The sequence below is a fragment of the Pedobacter frigoris genome, assembly GCF_005116445.1.
Lineage (GTDB): Bacteria > Bacteroidota > Bacteroidia > Sphingobacteriales > Sphingobacteriaceae > Pedobacter > Pedobacter frigoris.
Map to the genome: position 1 here is coordinate 332,006 of NZ_SWBQ01000003.1, position 23,520 is coordinate 355,525.

Annotated in this window: 22 protein-coding genes, 2 tRNA genes and 1 pseudogene; 9 read left to right on the forward strand and 16 right to left on the reverse strand. The window is 40.6% G+C overall.

What is annotated here, in order from left to right; translation table 11 throughout:
* Positions 1-15: 15 nt before the first annotated feature.
* From FA047_RS12175 to FA047_RS12195, 5 genes and pseudogenes are all read right to left on the reverse strand, one after another.
* On the reverse strand, positions 16-2,367 hold the full coding sequence (locus FA047_RS12175) for a GH92 family glycosyl hydrolase (RefSeq protein ID WP_136836342.1): 2,352 nt from the start codon (positions 2,365-2,367) through the stop codon (positions 16-18).
* A 136-nt stretch (positions 2,368-2,503) separates the two neighbouring features.
* Positions 2,504-2,695, reverse strand: coding sequence for a hypothetical protein (locus FA047_RS12180; RefSeq protein WP_136836343.1), 192 nt, complete (start codon positions 2,693-2,695; stop codon positions 2,504-2,506).
* 70 nt (positions 2,696-2,765) lie between these two features.
* A pseudogene (locus FA047_RS12185) lies at positions 2,766-4,160 on the reverse strand (sugar porter family MFS transporter); the annotation flags it as partial.
* Between the two features lie 58 nt (positions 4,161-4,218).
* Complete coding sequence (locus FA047_RS12190) at positions 4,219-6,009, reverse strand: class I mannose-6-phosphate isomerase (RefSeq protein WP_225872714.1); 1,791 nt, start codon at positions 6,007-6,009, stop codon at positions 4,219-4,221.
* A gap of 13 nt (positions 6,010-6,022) precedes the next feature.
* Positions 6,023-6,775, reverse strand: a complete 753-nt coding sequence (locus tag FA047_RS12195; protein WP_225872715.1) for a GntR family transcriptional regulator — start codon at positions 6,773-6,775, stop codon at positions 6,023-6,025.
* 839 nt (positions 6,776-7,614) lie between these two features.
* Here FA047_RS12195 and FA047_RS12200 point away from each other — a divergent pair.
* The 4 genes from FA047_RS12200 (at position 7,615) to FA047_RS20675 (ending at position 9,314) form a co-directional block, all read left to right on the forward strand.
* Positions 7,615-7,878, forward strand: a complete 264-nt coding sequence (locus FA047_RS12200; protein ID WP_136836345.1) for a YtxH domain-containing protein — start codon at positions 7,615-7,617, stop codon at positions 7,876-7,878.
* A gap of 11 nt (positions 7,879-7,889) precedes the next feature.
* Positions 7,890-8,291 carry a hypothetical protein gene (locus tag FA047_RS12205; protein ID WP_136836346.1) on the forward strand — a complete coding sequence of 134 codons (402 nt, stop codon included), beginning with the start codon at positions 7,890-7,892 and terminating at the stop codon, positions 8,289-8,291.
* Between the two features lie 86 nt (positions 8,292-8,377).
* Positions 8,378-8,608 (forward strand): hypothetical protein, encoded by a 231-nt coding sequence (locus FA047_RS12210; RefSeq protein WP_136836347.1) that lies wholly within the window; start codon positions 8,378-8,380, stop codon positions 8,606-8,608.
* A gap of 130 nt (positions 8,609-8,738) precedes the next feature.
* On the forward strand, positions 8,739-9,314 hold the full coding sequence (locus FA047_RS20675) for a hypothetical protein (RefSeq protein ID WP_205943304.1): 576 nt from the start codon (positions 8,739-8,741) through the stop codon (positions 9,312-9,314).
* 65 nt (positions 9,315-9,379) lie between these two features.
* Here FA047_RS20675 and FA047_RS12220 read toward each other — a convergent pair whose 3' ends face one another.
* From FA047_RS12220 to FA047_RS12235, 4 genes are read right to left on the reverse strand one after another with little or no spacing between them, the layout of a single operon-like run.
* The gene (locus tag FA047_RS12220) at positions 9,380-10,753 is read right to left on the reverse strand and encodes an arylsulfatase B (protein ID WP_136836348.1); all 1,374 of its coding nucleotides are present in this window, start codon (positions 10,751-10,753) and stop codon (positions 9,380-9,382) included.
* 24 nt (positions 10,754-10,777) lie between these two features.
* The gene (locus FA047_RS12225; RefSeq protein WP_136836349.1) at positions 10,778-12,139 is read right to left on the reverse strand and encodes a sulfatase family protein; all 1,362 of its coding nucleotides are present in this window, start codon (positions 12,137-12,139) and stop codon (positions 10,778-10,780) included.
* A gap of 1 nt (position 12,140) precedes the next feature.
* A complete protein-coding gene (locus FA047_RS12230) occupies positions 12,141-13,553 on the reverse strand; it encodes a sulfatase family protein (RefSeq protein ID WP_136836350.1) in 1,413 nt (470 codons plus the stop codon).
* Between the two features lie 12 nt (positions 13,554-13,565).
* Entirely contained in the window at positions 13,566-13,748 is a 183-nt protein-coding gene (locus tag FA047_RS12235) for a hypothetical protein (RefSeq protein WP_136836351.1), read from the reverse strand.
* Between the two features lie 414 nt (positions 13,749-14,162).
* Here FA047_RS12235 and FA047_RS12240 point away from each other — a divergent pair, with 414 nt between their 5' ends.
* Both FA047_RS12240 and FA047_RS12245 read left to right on the forward strand, forming a co-directional pair.
* Positions 14,163-14,870, forward strand: coding sequence for a hypothetical protein (locus FA047_RS12240; RefSeq protein WP_136836352.1), 708 nt, complete (start codon positions 14,163-14,165; stop codon positions 14,868-14,870).
* A 203-nt stretch (positions 14,871-15,073) separates the two neighbouring features.
* Positions 15,074-15,370 carry a hypothetical protein gene (locus tag FA047_RS12245; RefSeq protein ID WP_136836353.1) on the forward strand — a complete coding sequence of 99 codons (297 nt, stop codon included), beginning with the start codon at positions 15,074-15,076 and terminating at the stop codon, positions 15,368-15,370.
* Positions 15,371-15,383: 13 nt separating this feature from the next.
* On the opposite strand, the gene FA047_RS12250 is transcribed toward FA047_RS12245, so the two are convergent.
* From FA047_RS12250 to FA047_RS12265, 4 genes are all read right to left on the reverse strand, one after another.
* Entirely contained in the window at positions 15,384-15,938 is a 555-nt protein-coding gene (locus FA047_RS12250; protein ID WP_136836354.1) for a hypothetical protein, read from the reverse strand.
* Positions 15,931-16,719 (reverse strand): hypothetical protein, encoded by a 789-nt coding sequence (locus FA047_RS12255; protein ID WP_136836355.1) that lies wholly within the window; start codon positions 16,717-16,719, stop codon positions 15,931-15,933. Before FA047_RS12255 ends, FA047_RS12250 begins: the two co-directional genes overlap by 8 nt.
* 2 nt (positions 16,720-16,721) lie before the next feature.
* Positions 16,722-17,108, reverse strand: a complete 387-nt coding sequence (locus FA047_RS12260) for a hypothetical protein (RefSeq protein ID WP_136836356.1) — start codon at positions 17,106-17,108, stop codon at positions 16,722-16,724.
* An 88-nt stretch (positions 17,109-17,196) separates the two neighbouring features.
* Positions 17,197-17,706, reverse strand: a complete 510-nt coding sequence (locus tag FA047_RS12265) for a hypothetical protein (RefSeq protein WP_136836357.1) — start codon at positions 17,704-17,706, stop codon at positions 17,197-17,199.
* A gap of 208 nt (positions 17,707-17,914) precedes the next feature.
* On the opposite strand from FA047_RS12265, the gene FA047_RS12270 reads away from it, so the two are divergent.
* Positions 17,915-18,409, forward strand: coding sequence for a toxin-antitoxin system YwqK family antitoxin (locus FA047_RS12270; protein ID WP_136836358.1), 495 nt, complete (start codon positions 17,915-17,917; stop codon positions 18,407-18,409).
* Between the two features lie 142 nt (positions 18,410-18,551).
* On the opposite strand, the gene FA047_RS12275 is transcribed toward FA047_RS12270, so the two are convergent.
* The 3 genes from FA047_RS12275 to FA047_RS12285 all read right to left on the reverse strand — a co-directional run bounded on the left by FA047_RS12275 (position 18,552) and on the right by FA047_RS12285 (position 20,952).
* A tRNA-Pro gene (locus tag FA047_RS12275) sits at positions 18,552-18,625 on the reverse strand.
* Positions 18,626-18,718: 93 nt separating this feature from the next.
* Positions 18,719-18,805 (reverse strand) — tRNA-Ser (locus tag FA047_RS12280).
* A gap of 68 nt (positions 18,806-18,873) precedes the next feature.
* A complete protein-coding gene (locus FA047_RS12285) occupies positions 18,874-20,952 on the reverse strand; it encodes an HD family phosphohydrolase (protein WP_394347576.1) in 2,079 nt (692 codons plus the stop codon).
* 368 nt (positions 20,953-21,320) lie between these two features.
* Here FA047_RS12285 and FA047_RS12290 point away from each other — a divergent pair, with 368 nt between their 5' ends.
* On the forward strand, positions 21,321-22,499 hold the full coding sequence (locus FA047_RS12290; protein ID WP_136836359.1) for an acetyl-CoA C-acyltransferase: 1,179 nt from the start codon (positions 21,321-21,323) through the stop codon (positions 22,497-22,499).
* Positions 22,500-23,420 carry a hypothetical protein gene (locus tag FA047_RS12295; protein ID WP_136836360.1) on the forward strand — a complete coding sequence of 307 codons (921 nt, stop codon included), beginning with the start codon at positions 22,500-22,502 and terminating at the stop codon, positions 23,418-23,420.
* Positions 23,421-23,520: the final 100 nt, after the last annotated feature.

The window sequence follows — 23,520 nt, forward strand, 5'->3', positions numbered from 1 at the left end:
ATTAAAACAGTCATTCTAATATTGGTCCTTAGGTTCTTTTCCCATTTCAATGACCAACTTGCCGCCCTTTTGTACAGCGCTTAATGGAATGAAAGGTTTGTGTAATGTGTTTCCATTTAATGTAAAAGATTGCACATACATATTTTCGGCATTATTATTTTTCACTTCAATTTCAAAATCCTTTCCGCTGTAATATTTTTTATTGCCTTTGATTTTAATTTTAGTAAACAGCGGACTGCCTAAACCTAGTTGTGGCTTACTATCCGTTAACCCGGCCACATCAAACAATCCCATACTTGATATCACATACCATGCACCCAACTGGCCTTGATCTTCGTCTTGCCCATAGCCGTATCCATGAATACCTTCTACACCATAAAATTCATTGCAAATTGCCCTTACCCATTTTTGGGTCAACGAAGGCTTTTGGGAAAAATTAAATAGCCATGAAGTGTGCAGGCTAGGTTGATTGCCATGATTATATAAACTTTCCAGTCCCGAAAATGCGTCGATTACCTTACCCCCACCAAAAGCATTTTTTTGTGCGGTACGAAAAACACTGTCAAGGCGTGAATTAAATGTATTGCGCCCGATCTTAGCGATGAGCGTCAAAGGATCATGCGGAACATAAAAAGTGTACTGCCATGAATTTCCTTCCTGAAAACCTCTCCAGGGTTTAGAGGGATTGAAGTTGGCAATAAACGCTCCGTTTTCCAACTTGGGCTGTATCAATTTAAGTTCCGGATTGAACAAGTGTTGCCACCCTTTCGATAGTTGAATCAATTGCTGATAATCTCTTTTCTTGCCTAATAATTTTGCCCATTGTGCCACGGCATAACTGCTAAAAGAATATTCTAGCGTATGAGAAGCTGAGAACTGCCATGTTTCACTCCCTCCAATTCCCTTATCTAAATGGCCAACATATCCATTTTTTACAAATTGGGCAACATCTGATTTACCAGCTCCAAAAGGGCGGTTTTTTCCATCCAGTTCATTTTTTACTGCAGCTTCATAGCCTAAATTAATATCGAAATCACGGATACCGGAGACGTAAGCATTGGCAATGGCAAGGCTTACAAAATTAGTGCCCACACCAGAAACAAATTTGCTGTTGGCAATACCATCCCCTAGCCAGCCGGTATCCTTGTAGACCAATAGTTGGCTTTTTACCCAATCAGAATAATATTCCGGATAAGCCAGGGCCCATAATTGAGTCAGATTCCAGAAGGCTCCCCATATTGCGTCTGTGTTGTAGTGATGATGAAGCGGCTTGCCGTTTTTATCCAGTGGTATTTGTCCGACTGAACCATCATTTTTTGGGTAAGCACCATTTACATCACTGGCCAGTCCACGACCCAGTAAAGCATGATAGAGACCGGTATAAAATTTCACTTTATCATTATAGACAGGTGTTTCAACTTGTATTCTATTGAGGGAATTGTTCCATGCCTTTGCCGATTGTTCTTTTGCATCGTCAAACTTTAATTGCTCAGCTTCTGCAGTTAGATTTAACCTCGCATTTTCAATAGAGGTATAAGAAAGACCTGCCTTTATAGTGATGCTTTCGCCTGCTTTGGTATCAAATGTGAGGTATAGCCCTGCCCCCTTGCCTGACAATTCATTTTTACCTGCTGTAATCTCTTTTCCTCTAAACACACCAAATGATTTTGGATTTTTATCCAAAACTGCCGAAAAGAACATCGTTACTTCAGCACCTGGCTGATATTTTTGCACATATACTGGTAGCGTAACGACAAAACCTTCAATGCGGCCATCAGCTGTAAGAACCACTTTTGCGTCTTTTACCTCACCACTTTCCCCCTGCTTATTTCCAATATCAAAAAGTATATGCGATTGCTTATTTTCAGGAAATATATAACGATGAAAAGCTACCCGGGGTGTTGCTGTTACTTCAGCCTTTATACCGTAATCTTTCAACAAAACGCCGTAATAACCTGCAGTGGCTACTTCATCTTTCTTGTCAAACCTCGAGCGATAGCCTTCATTAGGGTTTTCGGCTTTACCTGGAACGGTTTGCAATTGTCCGGTAATCGGTGCAAACACAATCCCTCCCACCTGAAATTCATGAAAATTAGGGAAACCTTCTATCGATTCATCCCGATAATCATAACCCGTAGCTTCCCAGCCATTGGCATTGCTCAAACTGCCATTGGTTGAAGGGCCAGGCTTAGCCATCCCAAAAGGAAAAGCGCCGGGTGCATAATGAAACCAACGGCAATGTGCTGTGCCGATATTAGGGTTAACGTATTGCAATAACGAATTGGCTGATTGCGCAAATAAGACACATGGAAATACCATCAGCGCAATTACTATCCTTCTTATCTTGATAAAAAAATTCGGTTTCATATATCTAACCTCCATTGCTAAATGATTATTTCAATTTTTCAAACATGGTAATGGCCGTATAAACACACCGGCCTCTCCTCTAAAAGTACCCGATCCTTTTGGTTTGTTATCTACGGAATACCACTCGTAAAAACCATTATTGTCCTTCACCCGTTTCACCATGGTAGACCCCTGTTTTCATCACTTCCAAGGCTCTGCTTTTCACAAAAGGAAAATAAGCCTCACTTTTTTCTTTCGCTGCCTGGATTGTATCATCTCCGTTCTTTACCTGTGCTGTACTTGCAAAAGCAAATAACATAGCTAGCAACGATGCGTAATATTTTTTCATTTGGTTATTTTTTTACTTTGTTCTTCTATTTATAACATCACCATACTCTCATTCATTGTACATCCATGATCTATTTTGCTACTGAATTCCAAGACTTTTCAATCTCCTCCAGGCTTTTTCCCTTCGTCTCAAACAATTTCTTTTTTGCGTAAATAAAGGACAGCACACAGAAGAAGGCAAATATGAAGAATGTAGTTGCGATCCCCAGACCATCCCTCATTATCGGAAATAACAGGTTCACCACCCAGTCTGAGACCCACATGGTCATGATACACATAGACAAGGCTGTCCCTCTGATGTGTGTAGGAAATATTTCTGTTGAAATCACGAACTTCAATGGGCCCAGAGAGAATGCAAAAAATAAAAGAAACAATATGATACTGGCCAGCATAAACCAGCCGGTTATGCCTATCAAGAAACAAAATCCTGTTAGTGCCAAAGCAAAGGCTGCGCATAGTGAACCAATAATATACAGTGGTCTGCGCCCCCAGGTATCGACTTTTGAAATGGCGATGAATGTAAAAAGCACATTGGCCGATCCCAGTATTACCTGATAAAATAAGGCATCACTGGTCACAATACCCGCCGATTTTAAAATGGTAGGCCCGTAAAAAATTACCCCGTTAATCCCGCTGAATTGAGACAATGCCGTGAGCACCATCGCCAATGTCAACAGTTTACTTAATGGCAAGCGCATCAATTCTTTGTAGCCACCTGATTTTTGACTGGCCATTTCTTTAATGGCATCCAGCTCCGATCGCCCTGTTTCTGCTCCGTTTATCTTCGTCAGGATACTTAAAGCTTCCTCATTCTTTCCATATTGTACCAGCCAGCGTGGACTTTCGGGCACGACGAGCAGCAACAAACAAAATGCAACGGCTGGGATAACTCCTACGATAAACATGCCCCGCCAAACATTTTCAACCAGCAACCAATGTAGCAAACCATCGCCGGCCCCTGCATTCGCTGTAGCGTAGCGCTGTAAAAACAAATTGCTGATGTAAGCTGCCAAAATCCCTATCGTAATGGCAAGTTGATAAAAGACAACCAATTGACCCCGCTTTTTAGAAGGTGCTACCTCTGAAATATAAAGCGGAGAAACATTAGAAGCGACACCCACAGCGACACCCGCCAGGACACGGAAGAAAATCAACATCGAATAGGCTGTTGAAACCGAAAAGCCAATAGCACTGATTAAAAACAAAACAGCAGCAATAAACAATACCTTTCTCCGGCCAATTTTATCACTCAAGTAACCCGAAAAGGCGACTCCAACAATACAGCCCAACAGAGCACAGGACACAAACAATCCCTCCTGCGCAGATGATAATCCGTATTGCAATTTTAGAGGCTCGATAATGCCGCTCACTACGGCCATATCAAAACCGAATAAAAAGCCTCCCAACGCCGCAATGAGCGTGATGAGAAAAATAAAATGGGTGGTTCCTTTTCTTTCCGTCATAGTTTTAGTTTTAGATTTGGTTCTTTTTTTGGTTAGATTTTAAGTTTGGTTTAGATCAACTTCAACAGTACTCGTCTTTTACATAAGCAACTACCAAAAAGGCTTTTCCTGCACCCCTATTGCGAACTATATACTGTTCCACCGCAGCAGGGATCACAAATGTTTCAGCATAGTTAAATACACTGGGAAAGTTTCCAGCTGTTACTTCAACAGACTCTCCCTCAACCAGCATACAGATCTGACATTGCCCTTTTGTAGTAATAATCACCTCTCTATCAAATTCATACCGGTCAACAGCATAAAAATGTTCCTCATGTGTAGAAAGTGATATTCTTCTTCCGCCATCCCATTCGTCTGCAACTTCCTGTTTCGAAATCAGTTTTTCCGGAACATAGTCGCCTTTTCGGTCGAAATAAAGATTATTAAATGCATGATCTATATTGATCGGTCGCGGGTTTCCGTTGAGATCCAGGCGAAGCCAATCGTACATCTTAAAGGTAAAAATGTATGGTGTACTGCTGATTTCCAGCACCATGTTGTTTTTTCCGGAAGCATGAACAGTTCCATTAGGAATAAGGAATAAATCGTGTTTACGTGCCTTAAACTTCCGTACATATTTTTCTGCCGGCATTTCTATCCCTTCATTTTGTGCATCAAGCAAAGCTTGTTTAAACTCATCCGGGTTAATATCATCCTGAAAACCCAGGTACACATCGGCGTCCGGTTCGCAATCTAAAATGTAATACGTCTCATCCTGGGTAAACGTTTCTCCGAAATGTTCCTGGATATATTGAGGTCTTGGATGGCATTGGATAGAAAGATTGCCTCCGTCATAGGTATCAAGAAAATCGAAACGAATTGGAAATTCATGGCCAAACCTATCGGCTGCTTTACCCAACAGCTTGTCGTTATTTCGGAATAACAGAAAATCAAATGAGACCTCTAACAAATTATGGTTTCCTTCCACTACTACCCCATTTTCCGGCGTTATTAATTCGAATGACCAGGCATAATTTATTTCCTCTGGAGGCAATCCTTCCAATTTTTGCTTCATCCAGTTACCGCCCCATATACCTGCTTCAAACCAGGGTCTGGCCCTAAATGGCTGTTCGTACATGGCATCGAGTGTATTCCTGAACTCATCACCCTTCATCCAGGTAATTTCATTAACGCGCTGTTCATCTACGATATAGTCAATCTCCGGCAGCAACATTTCTTTGTGCTTATTTAATACCGGCCAGTCCACAAAATAAAACCGCTTGTATAACTGGTAATTCTCAAGCTCTTCGTCCGACCCAAGATTCTTAATGCTTTTCGCACGCATCCGATACTGGATTTCATTTTTCGGAACATCTAAATAAACAAGCGGAGCCTGCCATTTAACCAGCGCTGCACCTGTTCCGTAAACAATGCACAAATCAGCACTATCATCGGGCACCAATTGCTGTATTTTCTCCTCATCAAAGAAATCAGCCAGGCTGCCTGTATATTTTTTTCCAAAAACCCGATCATCGCCATTTACACTGGCAGCAATCATTTCCTTGATTTCGTCAGATCCCTTTAAGCAGGAATCTATAGCAAGCCATTGTATTTTTTTACCGGATCTGACAAAATGTTGTTCCATGTTGGCACGAAACGATTCCCATAACACTCCACCAAACCCATCAATCATTACTGTTTTGTTCGCGGCCGACTTATCCAGGATGGATTGCGCGAGCCTATCGTGGCCCGTTTGCACCTCATGTCCTGACTTAAACGTAGGAATTATATTATAGCGCTGACAGCTGAGGTCAGCATTAGTAAGCGGTAATAATGTTTGTGTACTGCTTCGCACAGATTCGATAGATTCCATAGATGATTGATGTTTAAGCGTCACGTTTAATTTCTATACTGTAAGTGAACCAATCGCTTCTGTAATAGCATATATTGTATTCTATCAGCCTCTTGTCCGCATCAAGTACCCGTCTTTTTCTTTCTAAAACAGGTTCCCCCTCTTTTATTTTTAGCACTTCGGCCAAAGCCTTTGTTGCAGCAGTCGCCTTAATTTCTTCCTGAGAATATACCGGTATGACGTTATATTTTTCATCCAATAGCTCATACAGTGGCTTTTCAAAGGTTTCATCTGCCGAAACACCTATCCGTGGATGAAAATAGGATTCGAAATAGACCATAGGATTTTCATCAATACTACGAACCCGCTTTAAACATATCACTTCGGTTTCAGCCTGGATTTGCAGATTTTGACTCACTTCTTCATTAACCGGCTTGTTCTCGACCTTCAACAAGAGATTCTTAAAAGAGAGCCCCATACTCTCCATCTCATGCGTAAAGCTCATCCAGTTATTAAGGTTAGTTGATATTTTTTGTCTTGTAACCCGCGTTCCTGATCTTTTCTTTCGTTCCAGCAAACCTTCTTTAACCAGGTTGTTAATCGCTTGTCGTAAAGTATTTCTCGAGATGCTCCAATACTGCGCCAGGTCAGTTTCTTTTGGAAACAACGCGCCATTGCTAAAATCAGAACGTCGGATCAACATCCTTAATATATCCTCCACCTGTCTATTTAAGGGTATTTTACTACCATGATCTAGTAATTGTACATCTTTAATATGTTCGAACATATCACTAATATAAACTAGTTTTTTGAAAATACAATAGAATGAATTCTTTTTAGAAGCTTTTTTACCTGGAAGGAAGAATACTGGAGACTTATTCAGACAGCGCTAAATTAGCTGTGGGGAGAAAACTAAAAAACAAAAAATCCCTTTAATTTTATAATTAAAGGGATTCAGCTAATTTATAGTTAGCGTAATTGTCGGGGTGGCAGTACGCCGAACCTACAACATAAGCATCTTATTTCTAACCATTTACAACCTCTTAAAAGATCAGGATATAGATTAGGGTATAAATCATTTCAAATCAAGTCAGCACAATCTATTTCATTAATTGTTTAACTATTGTCCCATAGTAAATTATAAAGAAACACTTCCTTGTTGACCTAAAGATAGGTGTTTGAATTCATTTTGCAAAATAATGTTCTAATTTAAGAATTGATGATTATACTAACTATGTTTAACAATACACAAATTATAAAACACTATAAAACAAAACGCCATCAAAGCCAGTCATCAGGCCATTTTTCTTCACATTGCCATTAGGATTAATTTAACCAGTGTCATAGGTCTGTCCTCCTTATCTGTTTTTTAATGATTAAAACTTATAAATTAATTAAACTCAGAACTTCGTGTTCGTACCAGATATATCCAATGAAATGCCAAAGCTGTTTCAAGCCGAATGAGCTGAAAATTTTGCAGAAAAAATGAAAAAATTTCAGGATCGAATGTCAAAAATTCATATTACGGGCTTAAATGTCTATTCCTAAAACAAAACGCCCAGCTGTTGGTTATCAACTGATAACATTTCTTACACCTTTCATGGGAGATTCAAATAATAGAGCAATATGAAAAATTCATCAAACATACTCATTGGTTTGCTGGCAGGCTTAGCCGCAGGTGCAGCCCTTGGACTACTCATCGCGCCTGAAAGCGGAACAGAGACCAGGGACAAATTAAGCCGGTCACTAAACGACTTGGGCGAATCCATTAAAGACAAAGCAGCAGCAGAAATTGAAAAACTCGCCTCCATGAAGGAAGACCTAGTCGGAAAATTCACCGGTCAGGCTGAAGAATTCCAGAAGAACCAAAACTATACTCCAAACGCCTAAATAGCGAACAAATGAAAACAACCCTCAGGCTCAAAAACCTGGACGAACTCAAAGCCATGCAAGCCAACCTGAAAGCAGAACAGGTCATCCTGCAGAAGGAAATTGTTAGCCAAGGAAAAAGCGCGCTAATTAGCCTGCCAATGAAAAGTTTATTAAAGCCCGCTGATCCTTTTAAAATGCTCAAAGTTAACGGAAAGATCAATCTGCCCGCCAAAGTGTTTTCCTACCTGCTTCCGCAAATTATAAACAGAACATTATTCAAACGCTCGGGCTTCCTGACCAAAATAATTATGGCGCTGACAGCAAAGAAAATCGGAAAACGCATCGGCCCAAAAATTGTAGCGTGGTTACAGGGCATTATGGAAAGATATTACCCAAAAGCAAACAGGCAACAACCAAAACGATTGAATTGATCTTAAGAATAGCCCAAGCATAACCTACCTAGCCAGATAACTTAAAATGCAGAACATTGCTTTGCAAGCAGAAAAATATAACTACAATGGAAAAACAAGCAACAAGCATCACCCCGGATTTACAACAGTTTATAGACACCTTCCAACCCAACAAATTTAAACTGATGGCCCGCGGCATAGAAGTCAGAGGCATCAACAACATGCACAACACCATCACCCAGGCCAAGAACCTGATAGAAAAATTAGGGCTTAAACTCATCATTCAGCACAATGCAGAAATGCTCAGTTATGGTGGCTTTGAAGTCAACAACAGGTAATCAAAAATTATATTGATACAGATGCAACTGATCATCTCAGCAGAAGAAATTGATTTCAGCACCTCAATTCGTTATTATTGCTGAAAATTGAGCATGCATCAAACTCAAAGCCGATGAAAATATTCACCTGTTGATTACCGTCATTTTATTAATCGGTGCCTGCAAAAACAAAAAGGCTGCTGATCAGTTAGGGCAAGCAACCGCGGTAACGAAAAATCAGCACCTTCAACCTAAAGCTCAAATCCATACCGACACCTTGCAGTTCATCTACTTTGAAGGAAATTTCGATTATTGGTCCTGCATATTCCTCAATTCCTCAAAAGATACCATTACCCTGGTAACCGACAGTATGATCGCCGACAGTTTTAAAAACAAGTTATTCGAAGTCAAATGGTTTACCGACACGCTCGTCCAAGCTGGTGACAACGACAGCAAATTCGCCGCAAACCGCATGTCGCAATTCAGACCTATCAAAGGAAAACCATTTGTAGCACCCATCACCGAAGAACAGATTTTACAGGATGTCAGGAACATACCAGAAGTGCAAAGCCTGCCACATTTCTATTTGATTGATTGCAGTTGCAGGCAGGTAATTGGCACCAACCAACCAAGGCTGTGCGGCATACCATTTTGTGGCTTTTTCTGCAGGCCACCTGCCTTTTACCGGCTGACTGTAGTCTATTTGCTGAGCAAAAGAATCTGTTAAACCTAGTGTTAACATTAAAAATGTAAGAATATGAAATTTCATAAAGAGTAATTTTAAATGATGTATTAATTTTTAATGAGCCAGTCTTTCGGTGCTTTGAACCCTTTTCGCCCTTTATCGTAAGGGGCTACTGCCATCTCCGGCTTGATGGAATCAAAACTTTTAGTGAGGTTTAACAATTGTTTAAAAACCTCCGGCTTGCTTTTTTTGATATTATGTTTTTCTGCAGGATCTTCAATGATGTTAAACAGGGCCGGTTCGGTCAACTTCATCGCAGGATTACCATTGTTCGCCAAAACAATTTTCCAGGGACTACTGATGAGACTACCATAGCCCAAATACAGACTTCTGTTAATTTGGCTTTGTTTCCCAAGTAGCACCGGTGACATATCGACTCCGTCAAAAGGTTTATGGTTTTTAGATGGGGCTCCGGTAATGCCTATAAGCGTGGGCAATATGTCTACATAACCCATTACCTGTTCTGTCTTTGTACCACCTTTTAATTTGGCAGGCCATTTCACAATAGCTGCTGCCCTAACCCCTCCATCCCATTCCTGAAACTTATGGCCCTTCAACTCACCACTTGATCCTCCTCCGGAAACATTTGCTCCATTATCACTGAAAAACAGAACAATAGTATTCTGATCTTTTTTCATCGCTTTCAATGAACTCAAAATACGACCAATTCCACGGTCCATGCTAGTTACCATTGTAGCATAAATTTGTCGATCCGTGGGCTTTTCAGTAGAATATCCATAAGCCTTAAGATCTTCAGGTTTTGCCTGTAAAGGAGTATGGGGTGCATTATAAGCCACATACATAAAAAAAGGTTTGTCGCCGGCGTTTTGTATCACTTCAACTGCCTTATCGCTCACCAAATCTGTACTGTAACCTTTGTCGGTGCTTGTTTTTTCATTATCATGCCAATCTAACTCCCCCTCGCGCAAATGGGTAAAGTAATCTATAGCCCCATTATAATGCCCGTAAAATTTGGTAAACCCACGCTGAAGAGGAAGATAAACACGCTGGGCATGACCAAGATGCCACTTACCCAATGCTACGCGATTTTGATACCCTGCATCTTTTAAGAAAACCGGTAAAAACCGCTCAGCGGTATCTACACCGAATTCACTCCAGGGAGGTATTACCGTTTCGCGCAAACCAAACCGGTTGGGATATCTTCCGGTCATTAGTCCGGCTCTCGTAGGGGAGCAAACCGGAGCCGTATAAAAGCGACTTAAGATTACACCTTCCTTAGCCAACTGATCAAGATTAGGCGTTTTTATTTCGCTGCCATGGAAGCCAAGATCTCCCCAGCCTAAGTCATCTGCCAGTATGATGATAATATTGGGCTTATCTAATCGAACTTGAGCGAATGCGCTAAAAATACATCCGACAAAAAATAGAAGCCAGCAAGTTTTTAATGGAAGTGTTTTCATATCATCAATGCTATTTGAACCCGATTATTTTAAACGTGGTAAGCTTTTCCACCAGTCATTCAGCTCTCGTTTAAGCTTGTTGGTAATGGCGAGATTATCGTTACTTAAATTGGTGGTCTCTTTTTTGTCTTTTACAATATTGTAAAGCTGAACATCGGTGCCATCACTGTTCATCAACAGTTTCCATTCACCTGAGCGTACTGCAAGATTGGGACTTTTATCAACAGGTTTTGGATACTTGTAGGCGATCTTGTTACGTCCATATTCCCAGAACATCGCCTTTTTACGAAGTGAAGGTTTTCCTGTGAAAACAGTACTGCGATCTATTCCATCACCTTCGTAGTCCGATGTAACATTCACTCCGGCCATTTTAGCTAATGAGGGCAATAAATCTACCGAGTTTACCTCTGAACGATCATCTGACTTACCATTAGGTATTTTGCCAGGCCAGCTGATAATAAAAGGCATTCGTGTCCCACCTTCATACAGGGAAAGCTTGGAGCCTCTCAAACCTCCGTTTCTGCTCCCTCTGAAACTGGGAAGCGCGCCATTGTCACTTGTAAATAAGATAATGGTATTGTCCAGTTCTCCCATTTTCTGTAATCCCTCAACCAGTCGCCCAATCTGTACATCCAATTCTTTCAAGACCCTTTTAAATGCCTCTTCATCTTCATGTCCTAAGGGGAATTTTCCGGTATAACCGTCACCCAAATAAGGCACCCAAGGGGTATGCACATCGTCTGGCCAAAGATTAACAAAACAAGGCTGACCTTTATGCTTTTCTATAAATGCCAAACTGCGGTCAACAAAATACCTGGTTCTGTCCCAGCGTTTAATGCTGTCCTTTTCTGACCAGATCCAGTTAGTGGCTGTCAGCAGCGAATCCGGATCCGGACTTTCATAAGTGCTTGCATGTTCGTCGAAGCCATACTTTTCAAAGCCGGGAGCATTCTTAACATCTCTTCCGCCACCCATATGCCATTTACCGAAGTGCCCTGTTGCATAACCTGCAGTTTGGAAAAACCTGGCCATGGAGGGGGCTTCAGGCGACAAAAAGTCTGCCTGTTCCGCATCTTTATTATGTTTTTTATTATCCAGATAGGTACTAAAATTCCATCTTCCAGGATACATACCAGTTAACATACTTACCCTAGATGGCGAACAGATTGGCGCACCACTATAATACTGATTTAACTTCAATCCATTCTCGGCAAGTCGGTCGATATTGGGTGTCGGAACAAAATTTCCTCCAAAAGTACTGATGTCGCTAAAACCCATATCATCTGTAAGGATAATAATAACATTGGGTTTCCTGCTTTGCGCATAGCCCTGGAATAAGTATGTCGTAAAGAACATTACCGGAATTACAAATTTTATGATGTTCATATCAGTGTTTAGTTTGATTCTTAGGTTGACGGCTCAGGGCATCCATTTCAGTTGCAAGGCCCTTATCATTTTGTTGTTTCATGAAGTCGGATAGCTTTTCCTGCAGCTCTTTTTTAGCAACAGCATATTCAGGATCGGCTGCAAGGTTATACAAATTGAAAGGATCCTTGATCACATCATAAAACTCCTCTTCCGGTCGTTTTAAATAAAAATTAGCCCGCTCGTAATTAGTCGTCATCCATTCCCTGAATAAAACGGAATTGGTTAGTGTGTTTTGAAACTCGCTTTTATAATTCAAATTATGAATGTACAGGAACTTATTGCTCCTCGCGGATCGGATTCCATAGGCTTCACTGCCCCTGATGAGTCCCCTGGTAGTCATTTCAGCAAACACATAATCCCTGACATGGCTGCCTGATCCTGTCAGGATATTTTTAAAACTCCTCCCATCAAAACCCATATTCTCCATGCCGTCTTTCGAACCAGTGTTTACTTTCAAAGGGTCAGCTCCTGCAATATCGATTAGTGTTGGCGTGATATCTGAATATTGGAGCATGGCCGCATTCCGGGTACCAGGCTTGATCTTTCCAGGCCACCGCGCAATGATGCCAGATCGCAATCCCTGGTCATATAACGTCCATTTTGAAAATGGAAAGGAATTGCCCTGTTCTGTGGCAAAAATAACCACTGTATTATCTTTTTCTCCAGAGCGGTCTACCATGTCCAGGCAAACCCCTACCAAACTATCTAAATAAGTGATTTCAGCAAAATACTTCGCCATTCGGCTGCGCGTAGTCCGCGTATCCACCATATTTGGGTTTAGTTTAATTTTTGCTGGATCATAAGCCTTTTGGTTACCCCTGTTCCAGGGTTCATGTGGCTGGTTGCTGGTAAACATCAGAAAATAAGGCTTACCTTTAGATTTGCGGATATAGTCCTCCGCTTTACTCAATTCCACATCTTTCCCGTATCCCATATCGCCATCTCTCCCTCCCAGATATTCAAACGGAAAGGCAGACTCAGGCGCGTAGTGTTTTTTACCTATCAGTGCCGCTCTATAACCCAGCTCCTTCAAATAAACAGGTAGGGTCTTAATCCCATCATAAATCATCGTGTGATTGGGATACGCACCGTTTCTCACCGGCCCAAGTCCTGTAAGTAAGGACTGTCTGGTCGGCGAACAGACTGGTACCATATTGAACATATTGTCGAGACAAACCCCTTCCTTCGCGAGCCGGGTAAGATTGGGTGTATAAACCTGTGTACTCCCATAAGGACCTATATCTCCCATGGTTAGGTCATCTGCCATAATAAAAATAATATTTGGCGGACGATCCTTTACCGGAGATTTAAATGAAAAGCCTGCTGTACAAAGCAAGGCAGCACAAACAATCTTAATTTCTTTATGCATCATTGTTCCTGTTTTTTAACATATACCAAATCGTGCTCCATTTGTAAATTCCAGAAATTCGGAATAAGCGCCTATTTTTTCAATCGCCATATCGTCGATCTTAATCCCAGGCTTTAATTGGGCGAAAATAATACTGTTCGTATCTTTATCTAGTTCATTATTAACCAGTTTTAATATTTGAAGAAGTTTTGTATTCATTTTTTATTACCGATATTGCATTCAAGCCTTTCTCCTATAAGTTTACGAACTTTACCATAGATATCCAATTCACTATCATATATTTTTCCTCTCTTTCTTTTCAGACAAAATCCCCAATATCAAAGTCACGGCAGATCATTTTTCTACGAATCGGAAGAACCGGAATCCGTTCCGGTAGGCAGTTGTCCAGCAACGCTGCTATCTTGCGCGAGGCCCCTCCATCGAGTCTTCCAGAAGGCTGAACATATCCGTCCCCTATATTTTATGGACTATATCGATCACTTTCAGGTTAAAGAACTCCCGGTTTCTATATATCTAACCAGAATAATTAGCAGAAAATCCGATTTGAAACCGGACAACCCATTAGCGCATTTTATGGTTTAGTTTTTGCTACTTAGGGACAAAAAAACCACTATGAAAACAAACACTGCCCTTGCAAATATATTTTTCGTCCTAACCCTCACTGCTTCAATATCCAGCTGCGGATCTGGTGATCAAAAACAGGAAACAACCACCGATACGACTGCCACCACAACAGCAGTTACTGCAGATCAACCTGCAGGCAGCACAGAAACATTTAAAGAATTTGACTGGAATACCGTTCCCGATCGACAGCAGCAATCGGTGCTTTCCCATACATCAGCGCTCCTGATGGCTTTTATGTGCAGGAAAAAGATGGACAGCTTCAACGAAATGGCACAGAACCAGCTTAAGGCAGCAGACTACAGCATCAAAGAGACTGGGGAAACAAGTATCGTAGCGGGATATAACTGTAGCAAAAGCATATATACTTTAAAAAAGCCGGTTCCGGCAAATAACACCACAGGTGCCATTCCAGCCCCATCGGTTTACCAGCTTGAAGTCTGGACTTCGACAGAGATGCCTAAGTCAGTAAACTTTCTGCACCCGCTGTACATCAAAGAAGACGCCGGCATCGTGAAAATCATGATCCAGTATGAAAAAGAAAGCCCGCTTAAATTCTTATACGAATTTACAAAAGTAGAAAACAGAGCAGTAACAGCTAAGGAAATGCAGATTCAGAAAACCGCAAAAATCCACGACTTTGGAAAAGACAAGATGACGGTTGGCATGCAGATGATGGGCATTGTTTTTGGGATGTAGCCAATACGATATTCACATTACAAGGTTGTAGACTGCATTGCCAGTCTACAACTTATACTTGCCTCAATTGCTTTTCGGCTCAGCATCCAGCGCCCTCTACTTACCTTTAACTTAAATTGCCAGAGATATTTACAGAACTCAGCCTGGAGCAGTGGAGAAAACAAGAACAGTAAAGAAAGCAACATTTAAATCGACATAAAGCGATGAACAGCACAAAATTCATTTTGAAACTATTTTTTCTTATCGTCCCCTTCATCATCCTCAGTCTTGTCTTACATGATGGCGGTTCAGGTGGCAGTATCGGCGGCGGAGGCTATGATCTATCCGGCCTGGTTTACGGCTTACTGCTCTTTGCCGTCGTCATCATATGGCTGATCTGGATGCTCATCAGTTATTCTATCAGCAAGAACGCAACAGATAAAAAATTGCACTTAAAATTGCTGCTTATAGGCTTAACCGCACTTGTCGCAGCCTGGTTCATCACCCCCAGGATGTTCTAAAACACAGGTTCGATCATTCCTCAAACTCCACCCATTTCTTCTGAAAATAAACCGTCGATGATTTCTTCGAGTTCTCGCTAATGGTAGCTTTAATAAAAAATTCCTGCTCCCCTGTATATTTAATCACCAATTCATCCTGCTGCGCTGAATCATAATAAGCCCCGTAAGGACAGTGAAAAGGATTGTCTTTGACATCGGAAGTAAAAACAGAAAACAAAACCATCTTCCTGGAATTGGTGTCAGGCAATTCATACCCGATGATCCGGTAGTCAGCGCGGATGTTATTGTACACATGAAAACTACTGTCACTTTTTGAGACTACAGCCCTTTGCATTGCCTCCTCGCTGATTTCAGGAGGAACATACCTTCCCTTTTTTGTAGTGTCCTGCGCAGATGAAACCTGCCGCAGGCTGGAATCTTTCATCGCCACAACCGTATCGACCTGACTGACTTTGCGACCATTACCAGCTTCAAAACAGCTCGAAACTAATAAAAAGGCCAAAATGATCAATGCAGAACCAAAACCCTTTGCGCTAAGTCTATTTACCTGTCTCCTGAATTTATTCATACGTCTTTTCTGTAATGTCAATCAATAAAGTTGTCCCTTCACGCCATTTTATCCAACCATCGTAGTTCCCGTCCGCAGGAAAATTAGACTCCCTGCCAAATCCTTTCTTCACTTTAATCCAATCCCCCTTAACCTCAGTCACTCCAAAAGGAAGAAAAGTCTGATCCTTATGCTCAAATACCGCCTTTCCATCGGGAACATCATAGATAACCAGGCTATCTCTAGTAATAAACTCCACCCTTTTTAAATAGCGCTCCCAGGTTTCGAACACATACCAGCGCGGATTATATTTTGATCCGGGGCAATTGCTGCAGCTATTCTCAGATAGCATGCTTTCCTCGGAATAATAAACCGCCCCAGGTTCTTTCTTAATGACAAACTCTTCCCTACTCTCCTGGTTGCTGATCACCCGGAAAAAGTTTTCATCGGTATCCACAACAGCAAATTTCAATTCCGGCCCAAACCGAACCAATCCCATTTTAAGATGTTCTTCCCCCTCTTCATCTGAATCCCCTTCGCTCATGATATAAGGACGTAGCTCAACCCCTGAAATAAACAAGGTCTTACCGGATTTACTGGTCTCAAATTTCAGGGTATCAAAAGGCAATTCATCCGCCTCATTTTTATACAAAGGAATGGGATATTGGGTATTGACAGTTAACAGCCCAAGCCCAATCACCTGAGGCCGCCCCTGTTTTGGCCCACCGCAACTGTATAAGAAACTTAAAAAGGACATAAGTATAAATAGATTTTTGAACTGGAACATATAGCCTTTATTCATAATCAACGCTTTGAAACACCGTTTTGATTGCGAAAACGCACAAAAAATACGGATAAAACAATTAAATAAGGGATACAGAACAGCACCCCAGTCCATGCTTCCTCCTCCAGCGACAAAGCGAGATATATCAAAATTACAAGCGGAAGCAGAAAGAAGCTCAATGCGCTTAGCAGAATATGATTTCTAAAATGCGCCTTCAGATTCAGAAATACAGGAAAAGTCCCTAAAGCCAGGAAAAGATTAAAACCTATAGCAATACCGTAGGGAAGGTTTTTCATATCGGTATCTGCCGTGTTCATAAGATCCATTGACTGCAAAATAAATATACCAAAAACGCTAACTACAGAAGCGATCAGGAAACTTACCATAATAATCATCAGGTATCTCATGGGGTTAATTAAATGGTCAAATTAATCTTTATTACGAATTGAGATATTTTAATGACGGAACTACTACGCCATAAGAATTTCTACCGCTTTATGATCCCTCAAACTGTTTCGAGAAATCAGCCCTTTTTATATCAAGATAACCATTGGCACCTTCCTTATACTTTTCTTCAATGAGAACTCTTAGTTCCGCAGCAACGCTATCATTCTTATGTTTATATACATTCATGAACTTCGAGGTCTGAAAAGAGGAGTTTTTATAAATATCTTTAAAGTATGCTTCTAATTTTTGCTGGTCAGCGAAAGACTTGATCTTGAAAGCAATACCCACCAGTTTACCTTTCCAGGATAGCAATTCTATATGTCCCGGAATCACTCCTGCAAATAGGAACCTACTGTCATTGTCGAAACCATAAGATACCATATCCTGCCTGCCACTTAATTTTCCTTCATGGAGGCCGGGTATATCTTTGATCACTGTCTTAATGTCTTCATTGAATTTGATCTTTGCTAAATCCATTTTACGTTGTGCCAGGCATCCAAGTTGCCAAAATATTGCCGTAGTAAAAAACAATGCGGTTAAAACTTTATTTAATTTCATATTTAAATGGTTAAGAATAAAACGGACGAAACTGGTTTTTGTTTCATAGCTAAACTAGAAAAGCAACGCAGCTCCTTACTGATGTACATTCACTTAACTACAGTAGCCTTGAACACGGAAGCATGAATAATTATGGTATGGAAATTGTCAATTTACTTTCATATCCCTTGCAATTTAGCTGGAGAATAGACTAAACCATCATTTGAAGATGAAAACAAGCTGGCTGAAACTTATGGATGGGAACAAAGACGATATCAAATTCATGATATTGAACGTTCTTGTTGGCCTTTCCGTTACCTTCGTGGATGTATCTAACGTCTCTGCAATCTCCAAGGTTGATTTCCATATTGATTATCACACAGACACCACACAAAAGCGATTGGTTGTCGAATATTACCCCAATGGAAAAGTCAGGCTAAAAGGCTACCACGGCCATTACGCAAACAAGGAAATATCAACCGACTATTATCTGGGGACATGGTACTACTATAACCAAAACGGAACACTTCAGCACTCGATCTATTATCATAATGACCTGCCAAGCAAATCATTTATTCTTAAAAAGGAATATTATCCCAATGGGAAGGTAAAATCTATTGAAAAATACAACAATTATGATCTATACCAGTCCGAAAAGAAAAAATTGGGAAAATGGCAGTATTTTGATAAAAATGGAGAACTGATAAAAGAAGTACAACATTAAATTAACCTATTCATATTTAACGCTCTTGAAGGAAAGCGATACCTATGGCGATTCCCTTAGCCTAGTTCTTTACGACTAAAACGAAAAAACCCTCTAAACTGTGACATTTAGAGGGTTTTTGATAGAGTTTGACTCTATAGTGTCGGGGTGGCAGGATTCGAACCTACGACCTCCTGCTCCCAAAGCAGGCGCGATACCGGGCTACGCTACACCCCGAACTGGTATCTTCTTTTAACCCTTTTTCGAAGGGATTGCAAAGTAACAACTTTAAATTCATAAAGCCTAACTTTAGCATTTTTATTATTTCAGCGGAGAGGGCGGGATTCGAACCCGCGGTACCGTTGCCAGTACGACAGTTTAGCAAACTGTTCCTTTCGGCCACTCAGGCACCTCTCCTTTTTTCCTTAGCTATCCTCGCTGAGGGAGTGCAAATATAGTAATTCATTCATGTTTGCAAAAAAAAATTACAGACTTTGCTGATAATCTATTCGCACATGATAAATGCTCATCAGCATCGTCTTGAAAATCAACTTTATAGTCTCTAAATCTTTTAATGTCAAATCGCAATTATCTAATTGATTTTGTTCCAGTTTGTAGTTAATGATACGTTCAACCAGGTCACTTATGCCTTGCGCATCCGGATTTTTAAGACTTCTTGAAGCCGCTTCCACCGAATCTGCCAGCATCAAAACGCCGGTTTCTTTAGAAAAAGGAATTGGCCCCGGATACCTGAAAATATTTTCATCGACAAACTTTTCAGGAGAGTTCTTCAGGAACGACTGGTAAAAATAATCTACCCGTGTATTTCCATGATGGGTTCTGATAAAGTCGATCACACTTTCCGGCAACTGGTGCTTCCTCGTAATTTCAATCCCCTTATGCACATGTTTGATGATGATCTGCGCACTTTGCTCATATGGCAACTTATCATGCGGACTCAAACCCGTGTTCTGGTTTTCTATAAAATACTGTGGGTTTTCTATTTTTCCGATATCATGGTACAATGCGCCGGCCCTTACCAATAATGAATTTCCTCCGATTTTAAATATCGCTGCCTCGGCAAGATTGGCAACCTGCAAAGAATGCTGGAAAGTTCCCGGCGCTTTGAAGGCCAGCTCTCTCAGCAGTTTATTATTGGTATTCGTAAGTTCTATCAAAGCAATATCTGAAGTGATGCCAAACAACCTTTCAAATGCATAGATCAATGGATAAGCTAAAAGCGACAACAATACACTAACGATGAACGGCACAAAATTCATCCACTCAATCTGGCTGACCGAGCCCTCCCGCAACAAGGCAATCCCCACAAAGGATATGAAATAGGCCGATAGGATAAACAATGCAGACAGCAGCAGCTGCTCTCTCTTAATCAGGTTTCTGATACTATAAATCGCAACCATACCTGATGTAACCTGATAAAAGACAAATTCAAAGCTGTTGGGCACAAAGAACCCGGCAATCAGGATCACCAACAAATGCAAATAAAGCGCAAGCCTGGTATCGAAAAGGATCCTGATGATGATGGGGACTATACAAAAAGGAATATAGTACAAACTCGGTAAATTCAGTTTAATGGCCCAGGTGAGTGCGAGCAACATCGTGGTATTCACTAATAGAATCAGGGAAAGCTGACGATTGTCTGCAAAAATATCCTTCCTGAACAACTTCAGGAAGAACATCAGCAAACTCACTACGAAACCGACCAGCAGGATCTGACCAAAATAGACAAGCTTACTGTCTCCTATTGTTTTAGTCTGTGCCTCATAGGTTTCTTTGAAGGACTGGAGTTTCTGGTATACCTCATCGTCAATCACCCCATTTTTTGCAACAATCAATTCATCTTTCTGAACCATACCACGGGTAGTGGAAATACTATTTAATGTACTTTCCTGCACGATGCCAGTTAGTTTTTCATTAAAGATGATATTGGGCTGCAAATGATCTTCAACAAGACTGAGCACCATTTCTTTTACCTTTAAATTGATGTTATCAAAATGATCCTTAAAATATTCCAATGCAGTTTGCACAGTAAAAACATCCTGGGTGCTTACTGTTTTGGTAATGTTGTTGTTCAGCAGGGAAAAATCGTAATACTTATTTCCTTTATTGTGCTTTAAATCGGTGGCTATAATCCCTTTATCATATATGGTCTTGAGTATTCTAAATGAAGTCTGCTTATTTATAGCTTTATCATTTTCAGGGAAAGCATTGCTCTTCCATTTTACATCAAATTCACTTAAATAAGCATCTTCTACATCATTAATTAAAAAGTTATTTAGCGTATAGATGGGCAATACATTGTTTAAGGCATCTTTTTTGTCTGTATTTACCTGCGGACTGGTCTTTAAGATGGCAAAACTAAATGGAGATATCAGGTCTTTGTTTTTCCATATCTCTCCCTTTTCAAACTCATATCTAAAACGGGGTTGTTTAGGTAAGAAGATAGTAATGATCAGTACAGACAACACCATCATAATGTATTTGATGTTAGACGAATACTTTCTGTAAAGCACCCTGTGGGAATTCTTTTTGATCTTAGCCAAAGCAGTATGTATTGATTTTATTCAAACTTAGAGAAAATTTTAATTTTTATGGCCTTTAACTACTTTCTAATCCTAAAATAGATTGGCTTTGCGTTGTAGTTGTGCTCTTAATTTCTTTTGCTTTTCTTTTGCTATTGTTTTGCTATCCTTTTGCTTTTAGCAAAACAATAGCAAAATAGAGGCAATACTTAAGCAGCTTAAAAACAATAAGAAATTATAGTACAGCCTAAGAAGAGTTCCGATTTACGACGGGGATTCTATGTTATTTCTTAAAATGAAGCGTTAGGAAATGTTAAAACTGATGGAAAATAACCACCTCTGGTAGTAAATATATAACTTTGCCTTCAACTAACTTAATAACAACATACATGAAAGAAGTAGTAATTGTATCTGCTGCAAGAACACCAATAGGAAGCTTTGGAGGTTCACTATCGAGTTTCTCTGCTACACAACTGGGCGCGATCGCCATTAAAGCTGCTATTGAGAAAGCTGGCATATCGCCTGCCGATGTACAGGAAGTTTACATGGGTAATGTATTGTCTGCCAACGTTGGTCAGGCACCTGCTACCCAGGCTGCTAAATTTGCCGGATTGCCGGATGTACCTGCAACCACCATCAACAAAGTATGTGCATCGGGAACCAAAGCCATTATGCTGGCTGCACAAAGCATTGCATTAGGCCAGTCAGACATCATTGTTGCGGGTGGCATGGAAAGCATGAGCAATGTACCTTACTACCTCGATAAAGCACGTACCGGTTATCGTTTAGGTCACGGTCAAATTACTGACGGATTGTTAAAAGATGGGCTTTGGGATGTTTACAATGACTATCATATGGGTTCTGCCGCTGAATTGTGTGCTTCGGAATGCGGCATCAGCAGGGAAGATCAGGACAATTTCGCAATTACATCTTACAAAAGAGCACAAACGGCACAGACCGAAGGTAAGTTTGAAGAAGAGATCGCTCCGGTAGAAGTAAAAGACCGTAAGGGTGAGGTGACTTTGATCACGAAGGATGATGAGCCGTTTGCTGTTAAATTTGATAAAATACCGGGTTTGAAACCTGTATTTAAAAAAGATGGTACAGTGACTGCAGCCAATGCTTCTACATTAAATGATGGTGCTGCCGCTCTTGTATTGATGAGTGCTGATAAAGCAAAAGAATTGGGATTGAAACCTTTAGCAAAAATAATTGGTTATGCAGATGCACAGCAGGCACCTGAATGGTTTACTACCGCACCTGCTAAAGCCATTCCTCTCGCATTAAAAAGAGCTGGGAAAAGTCTGACTGAAATAGATTATTTCGAAATAAATGAAGCTTTTTCTGTAGTTTCACTGGCGAATAACAAAGAGCTGGGACTGTCGGAAGAAAAAGTCAATGTGAATGGCGGTGCTGTCTCTTTGGGTCACCCACTGGGTGCATCAGGGGCGAGAATTGTAGTTACATTGCTTTCCGTATTGAAACAGAATAATGGAAAAACTGGAGTTGCCGGAATCTGCAATGGAGGTGGTGGTGCCAGTGCAATTGTTTTAGAAACTATAAATTAAATGCACAAAAGGTTTATTCCATTAATGATATTGATGCTATGCTGTACCCTGAGCAAATCATGGGGACAGCATAGTTTTAGCTTCAATAACGGCCCGATCATGAGCCGTTACCAGGATTCACTGATCAACCTTAGCGAAGCTGTATTTAGTGCGGAAAGCAATGCCGACCGTTTTGCAAAGAATGCAGCGTTCATCAAAACACTGGTCAATTCTTTAAAAACACATACCTCGTTCAGCTATCCTTTTGATTCCCTCAAAAAAATTACAATCATAAAATCGCCGGACAATTCCTTCCGCATATTTTCATGGGCAGTACCTGTAGATGATGGCACTTATCGCTTTTTTGGTTCCGTACAGATCGCTACTAAGGATGGCAAACTAAAACTGTTCCCCCTGATTGACGATACTGAGAACATTAAAGATCTGAACACAGTAACCAGCAACAAAAACTGGTACGGCGCAAGGTATTATGAAATAGTGCCGGTAATACTAAGCGGCCGGCAGCCTTATTATGTCCTCATGGGATGGAAGGGAAATAATGCCAAAACCTCTAAAAAAGTGATTGATGTATTGTCGTTTGAAAAGGAACTGCCTGTATTTGGGAAAGCTGTCTTTGAAGGCTTTAAGGGCAGTGGCGCCATGAACAGGATTGTTTTTGAGTACAACAAACTGAACTCCATGACACTAACTATGGATAAGGGCACCAACATGATTGTATTTGACCATCTTGCACCTTTTTCGCCCGATATGGTCGGCAATTTTGAATACTATGCATCCGACCTGAGTTTTGATGCGTATAAGATCGTAAACGGTAAGCTAAAACTGGTAGAAAATGTAGAGCTGAAGAATGACCCTAATGTAATGGATGATTTTTATGCCGACCCCAAAGACAAAAATATTAAGCCTGTAAAGAAGCTTTAAGTGTAGTAAATACACTTTTGATGTAAATTAAAAATTTGGGAGTTTGCATAGATGTACATATCTTGCGCGCTGAACTAACTAAACCATTCGATAAATATTA